This is a genomic window from Endozoicomonas acroporae (genome assembly GCF_002864045.1).
Lineage (GTDB): Bacteria > Pseudomonadota > Gammaproteobacteria > Pseudomonadales > Endozoicomonadaceae > Endozoicomonas > Endozoicomonas acroporae.
The window spans coordinates 45,146-63,112 of record NZ_PJPV01000017.1 but is presented as its reverse complement, the minus strand read 5'-3'; the positions used below and the strand labels follow the sequence as shown (position 1 = coordinate 63,112).

Here is a 17,967-nt window from a genome sequence, read left to right as displayed (position 1 = left end):
TTACTGATCTACAGCTCAGATACTGATGACTCAGACAGGCAACAGCATGACCAGTCAAACATCCATTGGATGCTACTGATCAATGGTCCTGTAAATTCACTTTGCGGCAATATACCGGAGTTATTATGGAACCATCAGCACAGAGTCACTTCAGCGGTTCGTCTGGTAACGCAACCACAAGGAATTTGGTAATAGACCAACAGGCGTTAATTAAAGGTCTGGAGCCATTATCCGGGTTAGTGGCTAAATTTAACAAAAGTGTTTCAGACGTCTCTGCATCCAATCAGACTCAACCGCTCAAACGGTTGAAACTGGATTTACCACCCGGATGGCTGGCCACCAGAGGTATTGGTGATCGTAAACCGAACATTGTCGGACTGAGTTTTTCCACCAATCATCTTTCACCAGACGCCAGTGTGGTCGATGCATCGCAATCGCATGAACAACCCCATATCGAGATGATACCGGGCGATGGTCGTATTGAGCCTGGCTCTATTGCCCCCCCGAAGAGTGGCATTTTTCAATGCCGGACCAACAGTCTTGAATTCAAATTGAAGGCCAGCTTTGGTTGTTATATTCAGGAAGCCAGCATCAGCCCAACGAGTAAGAATCTTTTCATCACTGGTTGCGACAGCTTAAGAGATTTCAGTCTGAGAACCTGGCGACAAGATCCGGATGGCAACTGGTCGGAGAACGGGTGGATCAGGGGTTCCCAAAAGATTTTTGGTCAGCTGAACCGGTCAGAAGATACGCTTCTGAGCCTCTGTGACGATGGCAATGTCAAAGTGAGTACGCTGAATAATGATGGCTGTTGGGAGGAGGTGGCGGCGCTTGCACACACCCCACTTGAAAGAAACTATCCACCAGTGACTGCAAGCTTCAGCCCGTTGCATGATAAAATTGCGACCTTCGACCCAAGGAATCTCAAAATCAACGTACTGCGTCTGGATAGTAACGGCCGGTGGACCCCACAACACCAGCCAAAAGAGATCATTTGCGCTATGCAAACCGAGCTTAAGAAACCGCCCTTCAAGACCACGAACAATTATTTACTGACCCTCAGTAACAGATCAGCGACCATCTGGGGCTTTAATGATGAGAACAACTGTCTTGAGGAGAAAACGGTCATGCACAGCCGCGTGAAAATCAAAGCAGCCCTCCTGAGTAATGATGAGCAGCATGCAATGACCAGAGACATAGCCAAAAATGTTATAATCTCCGGTTATGACAATAACGGTGACTGGGTAGATAAAAAAACGATTCCGGGTTGCCATTATGTCGACTTTAGCCCCTCCGGATGTAAATTACTGGCCTATCTTGATCGTGGTGCCTTTATGCTCTGTAATTGCAACAGTAATGATGACACTTTGGATAAAGGCCAGTTCTTCAGGCACATCGCCAGTGACACAGCCATCTTCAGCCCCTCCGAGAATTTTCTCCTGAGCTACGGCAATCAAACGAGTGACGTTTGCATTTGGGGTGATGACGGGGAAGGTAACCTGATTAACAAGGCATGGATACGTCATCAGGGGGCCATTAACAACGCTGCCTTCAACGATCAGGAGGACAGTGTACTGACCAGCAGTCTTAATGATAATACTGTGAAAATCCAGAGCCTCGACAGCCAGGGCCAATGGCAGGAACAGCTGGTGGTTCAACTTAAAGGCAGAGTCGATGACAGCCGGTTTTCATCCTCAGGGCGTATGGCCTGTGCCCTTAACTTTACCACAGACTCTGAATCCTACATCCTTTGGCGCGATGACGATGGCAAGTGGATCAAACATGCCATAACCATCCCTAATGGCTATGCCATCAGAGGTGCCGAATTTAATGGGGCTGATAACCGCTTTCTGATCTATGGCAGCAAAGACATTCAGAAGGATCATCACAAGCCGGGTTTTGTGCAACTCTGGGGCAGGGGTGATGATGGTAAATGGATAGATGAAGAACTGATAACCCTGGATCATCGCGTTAGACGGGCCAAATTTAGCCCCGATGGTGATTATTTAATGATTCACTGCGCCAATGATCTAACGTGCGCCATACCGAAAGGATCTACTGCGCTGCTCTGGAAGATTCCTGCCAGAGAGAGACAATCTTAAACAGCCCCGGAGGTGGAAGTATATCGGCCAGGACGGGGAGACCAGGAGGCTATCCGAGAATAGACTCCCAGCCCCGTCCTTCCCACAGAACTACGGTTTTCCGATGACACCCTGTAAACGTATCAGCCCAGTGATGGACCGGCAGCCAACAGCGCCTTACCTTCTTCGTTATCGGTAAACTTAGCAAAGTTGGTGATAAAGCGATCCGCCAGGTCATGTGCCTTACGCTCCCATTCTGCCGGGTCCTCATAGGTGTCCTGAGGGTTCAGAATACTGCCATCAACGCCAACAACACTTTGCGGTACATGCAATCCGAAGAAAGGCAGCGTTTTGGTTTCGGCCTTATCGATAGAGCCATCCAGAATGGCGTCAATGATCGCCCGGGTTGCCTTGATGGAGATGCGTTTGCCAGTACCATTCCATCCCGTATTTACCAGGTAAGCGTTAGCGCCATGGGCTTCCATCTTCTTAACCAGCTCTTCAGCATACCTGGTTGGGTGCAGTGACAAGAAGGCAGCACCGAAGCAAGAGGAGAACGTCGGTGTTGGTTCCGTGATACCACGCTCAGTGCCCGCCAGTTTCGCGGTAAAACCGGAGAGGAAGTGGTACTTGGTCTGCTCAGGGGTCAGACGGGAGACCGGCGGTAAAACACCAAAAGCATCGGCAGTCAGGAAGATCACTTTTTTGGCGTGGCCAGCCTTGGAAACCGGCTTAACAATATTATCGATATGATACAGCGGATAAGAAACCCGGGTATTCTCGGTTTTCGACCCATCATCAAAGTCAATGTTACCCTGGGCATCAACGCTCACGTTTTCCAGCAACGCATCACGACGAATGGCGTGGAAAATCTCAGGCTCATTCTCTTCTCTCAGGTTAATGGTCTTGGCATAACAGCCGCCTTCAAAATTGAACACGCCATCATCATCCCAGCCGTGCTCATCATCACCGATCAAGGCGCGCTTGGGATCGGCAGAGAGTGTGGTTTTCCCGGTTCCGGACAGGCCAAAGAAAATGGCAGTATCACCCTGCTCACCCACATTGGCTGAACAGTGCATGGACGCTATGCCCCTGAGCGGCAGAAGGTAGTTCATAATGGAGAACATCCCTTTCTTCATTTCACCGCCATACCAGGTACCACCAATCACCTGAATCCGCTCCGTCAGGTTGAATGCCACAAAGTTTTCCGAGTTGAGACCGTGCTCCTGCCATTTCGGGTTGGTGCATTTGGCACCGTTCATGACAATAAAGTCCGGTTCAAAGTCCTTCAGCTCATCTTCGCCGGGCCGGATAAACATGTTCTTGACGAAGTGTGCCTGCCATGCCACTTCGGTCACAAAGCGCACGCTCAGGCGTGTTTCAGGATTAGCGCCACAAAAACCGTCAATAATGAACAGACGCTTGCCGGACAGTTGATTGGTTACCAGTGATTTAAGATCTGCCCAGACTTCTTCAGTAATTGCCTTGTTATCATTTTTACCCTGGTCTGACCACCAGATGGTATCCTGGGTTGTATCGTCTTTGACGATGTATTTGTCCTTCGGAGAACGGCCAGTGAAGATACCGGTATCCACCGACACTGCCCCCATTTCAGTAACCACCCCCTGTTCATAGCCTTCCAGCTCCGGACGGGTCTCCTCTTCAAACAGCGTTTCATAAGAGGGGTTGTAGACCACATCAAGGACATCCTTGATTCCGACAGCAGCCAGAGCTTCCTTTACGTTTACATGGGCCATGCAAAGTTCTCCTGCGGCAATACGCTCAACTTAACGTTTTGTGTTGTTAGATTATGGTAATTCTTGTGGCGTGCTATGATAGGGTATTAGATCTATTATTGAAATATAACTCTGGAATTACAGGTTATAGACCCCCTCATCACACCTCTTGGTTAATTGAGTCTGGTAAAAACGTTAAACCTTTGTCGGCTAAGAAGTATTGCCCCGGGTCAAATTTATCCTCAGTGACTGGAAGAAAATATAGACGAGCAATGCCGTATTTTTTCTGACTGGTCAGAAATTCAATGGAATTCCTGACCGGATCGGAAGGAGAGAAATCAGAAAACTTCAGTGAAGTTGTGGTTTTTCGTTAAAGATTGAATCGATGTCATCTTTACCAAAGACATATTGGTGATTGCAGAACTGGCAGTCCATCGCCACCTGACCTTCTTCTTCAATAATTGACTCAATTTCTTTGCGATCCAGAGTGCTGATGATTTTTGCACTTCTTTCCTGGGAACAGGTGCAGACGAAACGAACAGGCTCCTTGTCAAAAATACGGACAGTTTCTTCATGAAACAGTCTGACCAGCAGTGTTTCATGATCCAGCTCCAGCAGCTCAGCATCTTGAGTGGTTTCAGCAAGAGCCGTCATGCGCTTCCAGGATTCAGCGCGAATGTCCTCGGAAAGCTCGACACTGGCAGGCAGAGCCTGCAACAGAAAACCGCCACAGGTTTGGCCATCACAGGCCAGCCACAGGCGGGTCTGCAACTGTACAGATTGCGTAAAATAGTCTTCAAGACTGGCTGACAGCGTTTCCTTTTCCAGGGGAACAATGCCTTGGTAACGCTTACCTTTGACCGGGTCCACGGTAATCAACAGGCTTGCCTTGCCCAGAAGCTCCTGAAGCGTTCCCTCAGAAAGATCATCCTTGAATTGCGCAACCGCTCTGAATGACCGCTGGTCGGTACATTCCACCATAAGCAAAGTTAATGGCCCGTCACCCCTGGCCTGAAGGGTAAGCAGCCCCTCAAATTTCAGTGTTGTGCTCAACAGAAGGGCAGAGGCCACCAACTCCCCCAGCAGGCGTCTGACCACCTCGGGATAATTATGGGCAGCCAGGGCATCAACATAACTGTGGTTAAGGGAAACAATTTCACCGCGAATATCGGTATTTTCAAAGATAAAGCGTTGTACTGCGTTATCAGTTCTGCTCATGAGCAACATTCCGTTTCGGGCTTATCAGAAAACTGACGACAGCATAATAAGATGTTAACCAACTACTTAACTACCGACCAAGTACAGGCAAGCCACTGATTTACTAAAACACATAAAATTGGAAGCGGCGTATTATATTACGATTCAGACAAAAACACTTCGCCCTGTATATAGCTTCTCTTTCTAAATCGTTGTTTGGGTATAATCCAGGGAGGCTAGCTTGAGCTGGGAAAGGACATATCAGAAAGGTCAGGTGCTTAATAACACAGTATCTACATCACCCCATTTCACACCTTCCAGGCCACAGATGAAGCATGGGCAGCTGATCCAGCCCAAACGCCTTAGGTGTTGACACTCGCAATAATCCTCCTGTAGAAGGCTGACCGATTTGAAAATACGGCGTTTTTTAACCATCCAGATGCCAGCTTTTCGGGATAGAAAATTCCACATTTTCCAGTAGCCTGCCCACCGCCGCCAGGACACGATAACGGGCATAGGTTTCCTGATAGATAGCGGACGTTAAACTGTTGCTGGACTGAAATAGTTCATTTTCGCTGTCCAGCAAGTCCAGCAGTGTCCGCTTACCAATATTAAATTGCTCCCGGTATGCCGCAACCGTATCCCGGCTGGCATCTTCATGAAGCAATAAATACTCTCGTTGTGCGCCAATAAACTGCAGAGCCGCCCAGCTGATACGCATTGTTTCTTCGACATCTCTCATGACCCTGGCTTTCTCGGAGCGCCGCTCTTCTGCCTGATGGGCACTCTCCAGCAAGCGAGCCTGATCACCGCCGCCACGGAATAAGTTGTAGCGAAGCCGAACCATGGCGACCGTATCACCATAATCACCCAGCTGGCCATCGGCATTGCGCTTCCAGCTTTGGTCTAACTCAGCATCCAGCGATGGCAGATAACTGCTCTTACGGGAAGAGTATGCGTGTTCCGATGATTCAACATCCATTTCCGCAGCTTTGACATTGGGGTGATCCTGCCTGCTGTTGTTAATGGCATTTTGCAAATCTTCTGGCAAATCAAGATGTGCAAAGCCGGGAAACTCCAAATCACCGGGACTGTGCCCGACCAGGGCACGGTACTCACTTTCAGCATCCATCAGATTATTTCTGGCACTGATGAGATTGGCATTTGCTCTTGCCCGCCGCCCCTCTACCTGAATCAAATCAGAGCTGCGGGCCACCCCCTGACGGGCACGACGCTCAATCTGATCAAAAATTTCGTGATGAATGTCCAGGTTTTCTTCTGCCAGTTCCACCAGGTCACGACGCTCAAGCACTTTGAGATAGACATTGATAACCTGCAGCGCCAGATCTTCCAGTGTAGAGTAGAGTCGCCAGTGCTCCGCCTCAGCACCTTTACGGGCCCCCTTCACGTTATACCAGGTATTAAAACCGGCAAAGAGGTTCTGTTTCAGGGAAAATGAAGCTTCCTTGCGGGTGAGCTTGTCCCCATCGGTATCTGGACTGGTATCCTTTTGCTGTCTGCCGATACCGGCCGCAAGATCAATCGTTGGCCAGAAATCGGCAGCGACTGCATCGATATTTTTTCTCTCAGCCTTTAAGCGGCTAAGAGCAACTTTTACCTGAGGATTTGAACGCAGAGCCTGACCCAGAGCTTCTTCCAGAGATTCAGCTGAGACGTCAGCATTCCATCCAAGCAGGCCAGAAAACACGCTGATCAGCAGAAATTGAAAACGGTTCATGGAGGTCCCTGTCTCTTTCCTACGGAGATTTATTATCTAGATACATCGCCATGAACAGTCGGGACTTTACAGCTGGTTGGAAAAATCGTGACTTGTAACCATTACGTTTCTGGTCAGCAACGACCAACTTATGATAAAAAAGGATAATAAACGGTCCAGATATCCGGTTAAAACAGAATTAAGCCATTGGGAACGGACCAACAAGAAAAGAATGGCAGCGAACCATTGTCGCTTCTTCTGCGGATTGCCAGGGGTAAAACATGCAAGGTAGCGGAACAGACCTCAAGGTCATGATCATCGATGACAGCAAGACGATTCGTCGTACAGCTGAAACACTTCTGACCAAGGCGGGTTGCCAGGTGGTTACCGCCACCGATGGCTTTGACGCATTGGCAAAAATCGCCGAGTCCGAACCGGACATCATCTTTGTCGATATCATGATGCCTCGTCTGGACGGCTATCAAACCTGTGCGCTGATTAAAAATAACAACGCATTTAAACAGATTCCCGTCATCATGCTCTCCAGTAAGGATGGTCTCTTCGACCGTGCCAGAGGACGAATTGCCGGTTCAGATTACTACCTGACCAAGCCATTCAGCCGTGATGAACTGTTCACAACGATTCGGGAACACTGCCCTGACTATGCTCTGGCCGTTTAAACGTACGTGAATGGGAAGCCCCTGACGACGTCTCTGTCAATGAGACCCGAAAGGGTTCAGAAAATAAATAACAGCAAGTAACCAAGTTTGGTGCGGCCCTTATTCAGGCCAAAACACCCGGGGGATTTATGGCTAAGGTATTAATTGTTGACGACTCACCAACCGAACTGTACCAGCTGAGTGCAATGCTCGAGAAACATGGTCATACCGTAATGACGGCTGACAATGGTGCCGATGGTGTCGCCCTCTGCCGGGCAGAGCAGCCTGATGCGGTATTAATGGATATCGTCATGCCGGGCCTGAACGGCTTTCAAGCCACCCGACAGCTCTCTAAAGATGGCAGCACTGGACACATTCCGGTCATAATTGTCACCACCAAAGATCAGGAAACGGATCGCGTCTGGGGCATGCGACAGGGAGCCAGAAACTATCTGACCAAGCCCATTAAGGAAACCCTGCTTCTGGAAACGCTGAACGAAGTCCTGAGTGATGCTGCGGCCTGAATCAGGCCTGGCTACTCCGAAAAACCCTTTCGGACACGAGGGCTATCCCGCATTCGTCACGGTCAATTGTCAAGGGAACAATGAAGGAAAGGAGTACTATGAGCAACTCCAGTCATCCGTTCGACTATCTGGAGACACTTGAGCAAAGTGCTTTCCTGTACAGTGCTCAAATCCCGGTAGAGCAAACTGATCTGAGCTACTGGCAGGGTGTCAGCTTTGTGCTGGATGGCCAGCATTATATGGTTCAGGTTGGTTCAATATCTGAGATTCTTCCCGTTCCCCAGACAACGCCATTGCCCGGTGTGCAACGATGGGTCAGGGGATTAGCGAATGTCCGGGGACGCCTGATACCCGTCGTCAGCCTGGGCGACTTTCTGAAAAGTAACCAGGCCAGTTATGTTTCCAGTCAACCCAATCACAACAACCGGATACTTGTTATCGAGAAGAAAGACATTTCCGTTGGCCTTATCGTTGATGAAGTAAAAGGTATGCAGCAGTTTACCGTCGGCAGCCACGCAGATGAAATACCGGCGACCATTCCGGAAAATATTCATCCATTTACCCAGGGCTCCTATGTCAAAGATCAACACTATGTCGTATTCAGTGTTGAGGGACTCGTTACCAACGAGCGTTTTCTAAAGGCCGCCAGTGAATAAACAGGATTTTGATTTAGAAATCGGGGAATAAACCATGAAAGGCAATCAAGCGAATACGGGACAGGGAAGCAAGGCTAACAGAGCCACGATCGCTTCGATCACCATGCTGGTGCTGTCCCTGTCAGTGATGACAGGTGCATTTATCTATAATGACCAGCAGTCCCAGCTGCTGCACACCCATGAAACCAATGCCAGTGAGCTTCGGGTCCTTTCCCAGCAGATTGCCAAAAACGCCTCAGAAGCGGCCTCCGGTAAAGAAGAAGCCTTTCCCCTGCTGAAAGAAGCAACAGCAATGTTTGGCCAATATATTGATGAGCTGAACCGTGCCAGCCTTTCTGTTATCCCCTTTATTGACACATCCGATAGCGCTACCGCCCAGCAAATTGAAGCCCTGGATTCTTCATGGTCTGAAATGAAGGTAGAAGCCGACAGTATTCTCGCGGCACAGGACACCGTACTGTCTCTGCATGAAGTTGCTACCACACTGAGTGAAACCATTCCCCAACTGCAAATTGAATACGACGAGGTGGTAGAAATCCTTCTGGATAACAATGCACCCTCCGACCAGATTGCCATGGCTCAGCGCCAGCCCTGGCTGGCAGAGCGTATTATCCGGAGTGTTGCCAAGGTTCTGGAAGGTGGCGAAGACTCCATCATGGCGGCTGACAGCTTTGGCCGTGATGCCAAGCTCTTCGGGCGGGTACTGCAGGGTATGCTGGAAGGTAACCTTGCCATGCGCATCAGTCAGGTGACCGATGATGAGGCCGTTGACCGTCTTATGGAGATCTCTGACCTGTTTGAATTCGTCGATGGCAGTGTTGATGAGATTCTGGAAACCTCTCCCGAACTGTTCCAGGTACGCGCCGCCTCCGACACCATCTTCACCGATTCACAACAACTGCTGCAGCAAACATCGGTGCTGGCAGATACCCTGTCCACGTCCACTATTGAACAGAAGACACTGGAGCTGGCCACCATGGCTTCCGGAGGCCTTTCCCTGCTGTTTATCCTGCTCACCGCCATGTCCATCATTATGGATACCCGCCGTCGTCTGGAAGAAACCAAAACCCAGAGCGAGGCGACCAGAGCCCAGAACGCCGCTAACCAGAAGGCCATTCTGCGACTTCTGGATGAAATGGCAGACCTGGCAGACGGTGACTTGACGGTTAAGGCCAGTGTTACCGAAGACTTTACCGGGGCCATTGCCGACTCCATTAACTTCTCCATTGAACAACTGCGCGCCCTGGTTAACACCATCAACCAGACGGCCGTCAAGGTTGACGCAGCCGCCCAGGAAACACAGGCAACCGCCCGACTGCTGGCCGAAGCTTCCGACCACCAGGCTCAGGAAATCGGCGCTACAACCCAGTCCGTGAACCAGATGGCCGAGTCCATTGATAAGGTCTCCAGCGGAGCCTCCGACTCCGCAGATGTGGCCGAGCGCTCGGTACAGATCGCGGCTAACGGTGGGTTGGTGGTACGAAATACCATCGATGGCATGACCACTATCCGTGAACAGATTCAGGATACCTCCAAGCGTATTAAACGACTGGGTGAGTCCTCTCAGGAAATCGGTGACATTATCTCACTGATCAACGAGATCGCCGACCAGACCAACATTCTGTCCCTGAACGCCGCTATCCAGGCTTCCATGGCCGGTGAAGCAGGCCGGGGCTTTGCCGTGGTTGCCGACGAGGTGCAACGTCTGGCAGAACGGGTATCGGCAGCCACCAAACAGGTCGAAGCGCTGGTATCGACCATCCAGACTGACACCAACGAAGCGGTCATTTCCATGGAACAAACCACCTCTGAAGTGGTACACGGAGCCCGTCTGGCGCAGGATGCCGGTGTGGCACTGGAAGAGATCGAGCAGGTGTCCAACAGCCTGTCAGGCCTGATCCGGAACATTTCTGAAACGGCAAAAGTCCAGGCACAGTCAGCCTCACAGATCTCCAGCCGCATGGTGGCCATCCGGGATATTTCGATTCAAACCTCCTCAGGTACCAAGGCAACCGCTCAATCCATCGGTGATCTGGCCGGTATGGCCATGGAGATGCGTCAGTCGGTTACGGGTTTCAAACTGCCTGAAACCTCAGAGTCCTGACACTGACTCCGCAAGAGACGAGAGTATGACAACAAGCATAATGCCCGCCGCTCGGGCGCTCTTGTTAAACAGAGCGTTACAAAGAGCGCATACGACAGCGGGAATGGTAGCTGGAAACGGGAGCCAGGCATGGTCGAACAGCGTGAATACATAGGTCTGGACTGGGTTATCGGAGAGATTGAAGGCACCCTCACTGAAGCCCGTCAGGACCTTGAACAGTATGCTGATTCCACAGATGAGGCTGTGTTTCTGGAGAATTGTCGTACCAAAATCCAGCAAATTCACAGCACGCTGAAGATATTGAAACAGAAGGGAGCCCGGTTACTGACCCGGGAAATTCTGCTGTTATTAGATAGCCTGAATGAGACTCCGGCGGATAACAGTCAGCAACGGCTGGTGGTACTGATTCAGGCGATGCTTCAGCTGCCAGGCTATCTTGTCCATACCTCCAGATCTGGCAGGGATACCCCCAGCCTGCTGAAGCACCTGCTCAATGAAATGCGCCAATTACGGGGGCAGCGGGCGCTGTCTGATATTGATTTTTTTGCCCCGGCCATCGTTCACACCATTGCACCAATCCCGGAAGCACAGCTGAACAAGCTGCAGGCCAGCGGCTTTGCGGTTCTGGTACGGAAAATACGGCAGAAATATCAGCTGTGTCTTGCCGGCATTCTCAGGGACAGCCAGCGGGACCAGCAACTGACGGTCATCAGTAAAATATTTGCCAAGCTGCAAAACCTTTGCTGGGACTCGCCAATATCCCCGCTATGGGATGCCTGCACCGCATTCTCCGAGGGCCTCAAGGAAGGCTCTATTACCATAGACAGTCACGCCATCAGAATCCTTCGTGAAATGGACAATGAGTTCAAGTGTCTGGCCAGTGAGGAAGCCAAACGCCTGAACACCCCACCCTCGGAAGAGATACTGAGAGGGATTCTTTATCGGATCGCCAAAGCAAACAGTGATCATGCGCTTATCCTCTCTCTGAAGCGACGATACTCTCTGGACCAGGCCCTGGAGGCAGAACCGCAGGATGCCAAGCTGCTCAACATTGATGCAGCGACATCGGTGGTGAAAGCCATTAAGGAAGAGCTGACTCATATCAAAGACGCACTGGATCTCTACCTGCTGAACCCCGGGGACAATCAATCCAGGCTTCGGGATCAACTGGCCACCTGCCAGCAAATCTCTGACACATTAGGCATGCTTGGCCTCGAATCGTTGCAGAAAATCATGCACAGAGAGCATCAACATCTGCAGATGATTCTTACTGGTGGCCACTCACCCGAAAAAGTGAACGATGCCCTGATCAATACGGCGGCCCGGTTGCTTGAAGTGGAGTCCGGACTGAACCAGTTCATGGGCCTCAACCGATCGGTAACCGGCCAGAGTTCTGTATCAGCACAGATAAACGATATTCACCAGAAAGTGATTTATGAAGCCCGGAACAACCTGAAAGAGGCCAAAGGCGCTGTGGAGGGCTACCTGGGCAGTGATTATAATCCGGAGTTCCTGGTCAAGTTATTACCCCTGATGAAAAGCATCCAGGGCAGTCTTGCCATGATTCCTCTGGACCGTGTTGCACAGTTAATCAGTCGCTGTTCAAGGCATATTCAGCAGCAATGGCTGGACAAAAACCTCAAGCCCGGCCTCGATGAGCTGGATGCAATGGCCGATAGTTTGTCCAGCATTGAATACTATCTGGAACAGTTGAGTGGCGGGGCTTCTGCCTACGTCGAAAAAACGCTGGATATTACCCGGAAAAGTATTGATCGGCTTGAGTCATCCATTACCGTCACAAAAGCAGAACCTGCCGCGCCAGCCATTTCATCCACCCCGAAACCTGAAGCCAAAGCTAACCCGTTCGCTGCCCACCTGCTTTCCGATGAAGAGAGAGCGGCACAGGAGGAACAAGCGGCTGACAATGACGTTATTGAGTTTCACTACGAAAAGCCTCTGTCGTCAGCTACCGGAGCAGTTGCTGCCAGTGAAAAAGAAGCAGACTACGGCCCAACCATAGAGTTCTCAACCGACAGTCTGAGCCCCTCTCAGGCAGTTACCGGGAAACAGGACACGACCTACTCCAACTCGATCGATATAGTCCACAGGGAGAACCTGATTCCGGCAGCGGCGTCTATTGAAAGCCCGCTAACAGTGAGTGATGAGCCGACACAGACGATTGATTTTTCGGCGAATGAGGAAAATCTGTCGGACCTGGAAAGCGTCTCTCCTGAAGAAACGTTCTCACTTTCTGAGATTTCGACCTCTTCACCAGATAGTACCGTAACCACATATAACACCCCGGGCAGCGATGACATCGCCGGGGATCTAACACCGTCACACCACTCTTCCCCAAAGGACACGCTCTCTAAAGAAGAAACGCTCTCTAAAAAAGAAGACACCTTCAGCCTGTCAATGGATGAAGATGATGACGACGACCTCCATGAAGTTTTCGTCGAAGAAGCGACAGAAGTTCAGCAACAGCTCAAAGCGCTATTGCCACAATGGCGCAGTAATATCCATGATGCAGCCACCACCAATGAGATCAGAAGAGCCTTTCATACGTTAAAGGGCAGCGGCCGCATGATCGGTGCTGACGTTATTGGTGAGCTGGCATGGTCATTGGAAAACATGCTGAACAACGTGGTCAAAGGCACGATTCAAGCGTCTGAGCCCATAGCTGAGCTACTCCATGAAGTCATCGCCATGTTGCCTGAACTGGTGAATGATTTTGCCAGGGACAGTCAACAACTCACCCCGGAAGTTCTGCTGTGCATGGAAAAAGCAGATGCCCTGGGTAAAGGAAACCACTTTGTCGTTGATAGTGAGGAGCTGGTAGAGCCTGAGCAGCAAGAACCGGCCATGATGTTTGGCAACATTATCGAGGACAATGCCGAAGAAGCCCTGCATAGCGACGTTGATGAGCTGGATAATGAACTGACAGAGCCTCCGGAAACCGAGGCAATCAGTAACGTTGCAACTGAAGAGCAAACCGTTGAGCTGGATAGCGGGTATGATCAACAGTTACTGGCCATTTTTGCTACAGAAGCCAGAAGCCACCTCAGTGTCGTCAAAGAGTTCATCGGCAGTAGCCATCAAATGGGTGGCGATATCCAGATCACAGATTCTGTCCAGCGGGCACTGCACACCCTGAAAGGCAGTGCCTTTATGGCAGACATTACCCCCCTTGCCGAGCTGGTTGCCGCTATTGAAAAGACCATCAAGGAATTCCGGGCACACCTGGTGCCTGCTGATAGCCAGGTCATCAGCATGCTGGAACAGGGGGTAGACCTGATTGAGGATGCACTGCAACAACTGCAAACCAACTCCCACCCTCTGGAACTGAAAGTTGATAGCTTTCTTAACTGGCTTGGTGCGCTTCATAACCAACTGCTCAGCAACAGCTTGCATGATGAGTCTGCCCCGGAGCCTGCACCAGTAAAGCAGCCAACAGGCCAACAGGCAGCACTTTTCCTGGCCAGCGACCTTGACCTGTTACTGGATGCCAGCAGCCACCTGAAATCATGGGTTAACGGCACGCCCCACGAGGAGCTTGACCGGTTCAAGTTTGAACTGAAAGTGCTTGCTGAGAATGCCAATGAAGCAGGTTTGTCGGCTATCACAGAGCTCTGTGATGTGTTACATGATGTCTGCACTTACCTGGAGACCCATGAGACCCGCCTGCCCCAACAGTTACTGCCGCCATTTACGGACGGCTTCGAAGCCCTGGTTGAAATGATGAACCAGGTGGCTTCACAGCAAACGCCGGAACCCCCACACGCAATTTTCAGCGCTCTGCGTGAAGCACTGGAGTCTTTGCTGTTTGAGCAGGCATTGAGTCAGGCAGACCCAGACCTGACGTTCGAAGAAGACCTCGAGGATCATGACTTTGATGCCCTGCTTGATTTTGATGTCGAGACAGAGGCAGTAGAAGACATCGACTTATCGTTCACTGAAGATAATCGTTTCAAACCGATAGCCCAGCCGTCCTGGAGTGCTTCAGTCACGGCAGAAGGCACCTCTTTTGCTCCGTACATCAATGGGGCAGAGCCCGAGCCGGAGCTGCATAAGCTGTTTATCGAGGAGGCTTATGAGCTGCTCGAAGACTCAGCCCAATCGCTGGAAACATGGCTGGGCAATACCAGCGATTTACAACCGGTTCATGAGCTTCAACGCTGCCTGCACACCCTGAAAGGGGGAGCAATGATGGCAGAACTTCATGAGCTTGGAGAACTGAGCCATGGGCTGGAAGATATCTATGAATCCATTGCCAATGGCAGCTGTGAGCCTGAAAGCGCTCCTCTGGCGCTGATTCAGAAAACTCACGACACCATAGAGACAACACTGAAAAACCCTGGCAACGGGCAGCCATCCCCTGACGTACAGCGCATGCTGGAAGAGCTCAGGCAATGGAAGCATAGACTGAACACCAGCCACTCAACCACTGAAGAGCCTGACACTCTTCCGGACTACCTGGGGCAGGCTGCGCCAGCCAAACCTCTCGCCAGGACCTTTGATGAAGATACATGGGTCAATAACCTGTCAGAACTGCCAGCACCTGATCTACCGAAGCCGATGCCCGGTCAGGTACCGGAGCCCGTGTCTACCATCCGGTTAGCGTCCCAGAGTTCTGCCGATAGGGAAGAGACAACGCTTCAGTCATCACTCAGTGAAATGGTCCGCATTCCCCCGGAACTTCTGGAAACCCTGATCAATCTTGCCGGGGAAACCAGCATCAGCCGCTCCCGCATTGAGCAGCAGACGACAGATGCCTCCAGAACCCTGGAAGAGATGAATCGAACCATTCTACGGGTTCGGGAACAGTTGCGGCGACTCGATATCGAGACGCAAAGCCAGATCATCTCCCGGCACCAGGGTGATCTTGGTGATAACCCTGATTTTGACCCACTGGAAATGGACCAGTACTCAGAACTGTCACAGCTCTCTCACTCGCTGGTGGAGTCCGCCTCTGACCTTATGGATCTGCGGGAGGCCCTGCAGGAAAAATCCCGGGATACAGAAACGCTGCTCCAGCAACAGTCCAGAACCCAGATTGAGCTTCAGGAACAGCTGATGAAAGCCCGGATGGTATCGTTCAGCCGACTGGTTCCCAGGCTGCGCAAGATTGTCCGTCAGGTGTCTGATGACCTGAACAAGCCCGTCGAGCTTGTGGTCAGTAATGCCGAAGGTGAGATGGACCGAACCATGCTTGAGCGCATGCTGGCTCCGCTGGGTCACATGCTCCGAAATGCCATTGGTCACGGCATCGAAGATTCATCGGCCGAAAGACAGAATTCAGGCAAACCTGAAGTGGGCCAGATTGCCTTATCGATCCGACGCGATGGTGCCGACGTGGTGGTTGAGTTGTCCGACGATGGTCGTGGCATCGATATTGAAGCCGTAAAAGCCAAAGCGATTGAACAGCAACTGATCAGTCCTGATGAACCGGTAACGGATCAGGAAGCCATCGAACTGATCATGAAGTCCGGATTCAGTACCGCAAGCGAGGTGACCCACCTTTCTGGCCGCGGTGTCGGGATGGATGTTGTGAATAACTCGGTTCGCCAAATGGGCGGCAGTATACAGGTTAAGTCTGAGGCCGGGCTCGGCACACAATTCTCTCTCAGATTGCCATTTACCCTGTCCATTAACCGGGCGTTGATGGTGGAAGTCGGCAGCAGCCTTTACGCACTGCCGATGCATGCCATTGATGGTATCTCCATGGTGTCAGCAAAAATGCTGGCCGATTGCTACCAAAACAGAGCACCACTCATCTATGGCAATGGTACCGAGCACCAGCTGATCTACATGGGCGCTCTTCTCGGTACTGGCAGCCCCAAAATAAGTGATGGTCAGTGTCCGGTAGTCATGGTGCAAAGAGGCAGTGAGAATTTAGCGGTTCAGGTTGATGCTATCGTGGGTAGCCGGGAAATCATTACCAAGAGTCTGGGCATTCAGTTCTCCGGTCTTGCCGGGGTAAATGGTGCCACCATTCTTGGTGATGGTCGGGTAGTGGTCATCCTTGATCCGGCGGCACTCTACCGCAAACATCAGCTGGTCATTCAGGAAGCCAAACCTGATGCCGTGGAAAGGCATGAACCGGACAGCAGTGATCAGGCCATCAGAGTGCTGGTGGTGGATGACTCGGTGACCGTAAGAAAAGTCACCAGTCGTCTGCTAACCCGTCAGGGATACGAGGTGATCTCGGCACGGGATGGTGTGGAAGCCATGACCCGTCTCGCCGAGCAGAAGCCAGACATTATGCTGCTGGATATCGAAATGCCCCGTATGGATGGTTTTGAGGTGGCCAGTGCGATCAGGAATGACCCTGAACTTCAGGACCTGCCGATTATCATGATCACCTCCAGAACCGGTGAGAAACATCGCCACCGGGCCTTAAGCCTGGGTGTCAATGAGTACATAGGCAAGCCTTTCCAGGAAGGGCCATTACTCGAAGCGATTGAAAAACTGATTGAAGTTGAGACAGCGTGATAACAGGGCTTCCCGGGAAGCCCTGCCCTTCACAACAACCGCACAGTAGCAGAAAGAAGAGGAAACCATGTCCCACAAGCCCATTTCGTCCGTGCTGATCCCCATGCAGCAGCGTCCCCTGCTGATACCTTCAGTATGCATCGCCGGTATTCAGGACTACAGTCGTCCGGAAGCCAATTACCCGGAAACCGAATGGCTGCTGGGTGATCTTGACTGGCGGGGCACAAAGATCCCGGTGGTTTCCTTTGAAAGACTGAACCAGGGACGATTTGCCGAGTTCTCTGCCAGCAATCGTATTGCCATTATGCATCGCACCAGCAAAAACGATAGCCTGCCATTCTATGCCATGGTGGTGCAGGGGATTCCGCAACCATTAACACTGGTACGGGAAGAAGTGCGGAATTCAGCAGAAGAAAAAGGCCCCATGGAGAAATATCGGATTATTATGAGAGACGTTCCTGCTTCAATTCCGGACCTTTCTCTTGTGGAACAGAAATTGACATCCTCCAGCGATTTAGCTGGGGGAGGTTGTCAATGAAGCGAAAAAGCCAAACCATTACGTAAGTAGCTAACCATATGAAATCATATATTTCTGACTCCTTGTTCAGGCACTCTGCTTCGTTACAACTCCGGTCACATAGCTACGGCTATGCTCCCTCCGTTGTGCCTCGCATAGCACCTGCCCAAGTAGCCAGAAATATATGATTCCATATGGCCAGCTACTTATTTGCCAATTACTTATCCACAATTAATTACTTATCCACAATTTAGTGGCGAAAACTGTTCGCAATTTGATAGTAA

The 17,967-nt window shown here is 51.0% G+C and carries 10 protein-coding genes; 7 read left to right on the top strand and 3 right to left on the bottom strand.

The window, feature by feature from the left end; translation table 11 throughout:
* Positions 1-125: 125 nt before the first annotated feature.
* Entirely contained in the window at positions 126-2,102 is a 1,977-nt protein-coding gene (locus CX664_RS02875; protein WP_101745272.1) for a WD40 repeat domain-containing protein, read from the top strand.
* 122 nt (positions 2,103-2,224) lie between these two features.
* Here CX664_RS02875 and pckA read toward each other — a convergent pair whose 3' ends face one another.
* The 3 genes from pckA to CX664_RS02860 all read right to left on the bottom strand — a co-directional run bounded on the left by pckA (position 2,225) and on the right by CX664_RS02860 (position 6,752).
* Positions 2,225-3,838, bottom strand: coding sequence for a phosphoenolpyruvate carboxykinase (ATP) (pckA, locus tag CX664_RS02870; RefSeq protein ID WP_101745271.1), 1,614 nt, complete (start codon positions 3,836-3,838; stop codon positions 2,225-2,227).
* Positions 3,839-4,165: 327 nt separating this feature from the next.
* Positions 4,166-5,035 (bottom strand): Hsp33 family molecular chaperone HslO, encoded by an 870-nt coding sequence (gene hslO / locus CX664_RS02865; RefSeq protein ID WP_101745270.1) that lies wholly within the window; start codon positions 5,033-5,035, stop codon positions 4,166-4,168.
* Positions 5,036-5,441: 406 nt separating this feature from the next.
* Entirely contained in the window at positions 5,442-6,752 is a 1,311-nt protein-coding gene (locus CX664_RS02860) for a TolC family outer membrane protein (RefSeq protein WP_101745269.1), read from the bottom strand.
* A gap of 260 nt (positions 6,753-7,012) precedes the next feature.
* Between CX664_RS02860 and pilG the strand changes: the two genes are divergently transcribed.
* From pilG to CX664_RS02830, 6 genes are all read left to right on the top strand, one after another.
* Complete coding sequence (pilG, locus tag CX664_RS02855; protein ID WP_101745268.1) at positions 7,013-7,411, top strand: twitching motility response regulator PilG; 399 nt, start codon at positions 7,013-7,015, stop codon at positions 7,409-7,411.
* A gap of 128 nt (positions 7,412-7,539) precedes the next feature.
* A complete protein-coding gene (gene pilH, locus CX664_RS02850) occupies positions 7,540-7,914 on the top strand; it encodes a twitching motility response regulator PilH (RefSeq protein WP_101745267.1) in 375 nt (124 codons plus the stop codon).
* Between the two features lie 98 nt (positions 7,915-8,012).
* Positions 8,013-8,570, top strand: a complete 558-nt coding sequence (locus tag CX664_RS02845; protein WP_180966355.1) for a chemotaxis protein CheW — start codon at positions 8,013-8,015, stop codon at positions 8,568-8,570.
* 127 nt (positions 8,571-8,697) lie between these two features.
* Positions 8,698-10,674 carry a methyl-accepting chemotaxis protein gene (locus CX664_RS02840; RefSeq protein ID WP_420810340.1) on the top strand — a complete coding sequence of 659 codons (1,977 nt, stop codon included), beginning with the start codon at positions 8,698-8,700 and terminating at the stop codon, positions 10,672-10,674.
* Positions 10,675-10,803: 129 nt separating this feature from the next.
* Positions 10,804-17,166: a hybrid sensor histidine kinase/response regulator gene (locus tag CX664_RS02835; RefSeq protein WP_101745264.1), complete on the top strand. Its 6,363-nt coding sequence runs from the start codon at positions 10,804-10,806 to the stop codon at positions 17,164-17,166.
* Between the two features lie 67 nt (positions 17,167-17,233).
* Positions 17,234-17,704 carry a chemotaxis protein CheW gene (locus tag CX664_RS02830; protein WP_101745263.1) on the top strand — a complete coding sequence of 157 codons (471 nt, stop codon included), beginning with the start codon at positions 17,234-17,236 and terminating at the stop codon, positions 17,702-17,704.
* Positions 17,705-17,967: the final 263 nt, after the last annotated feature.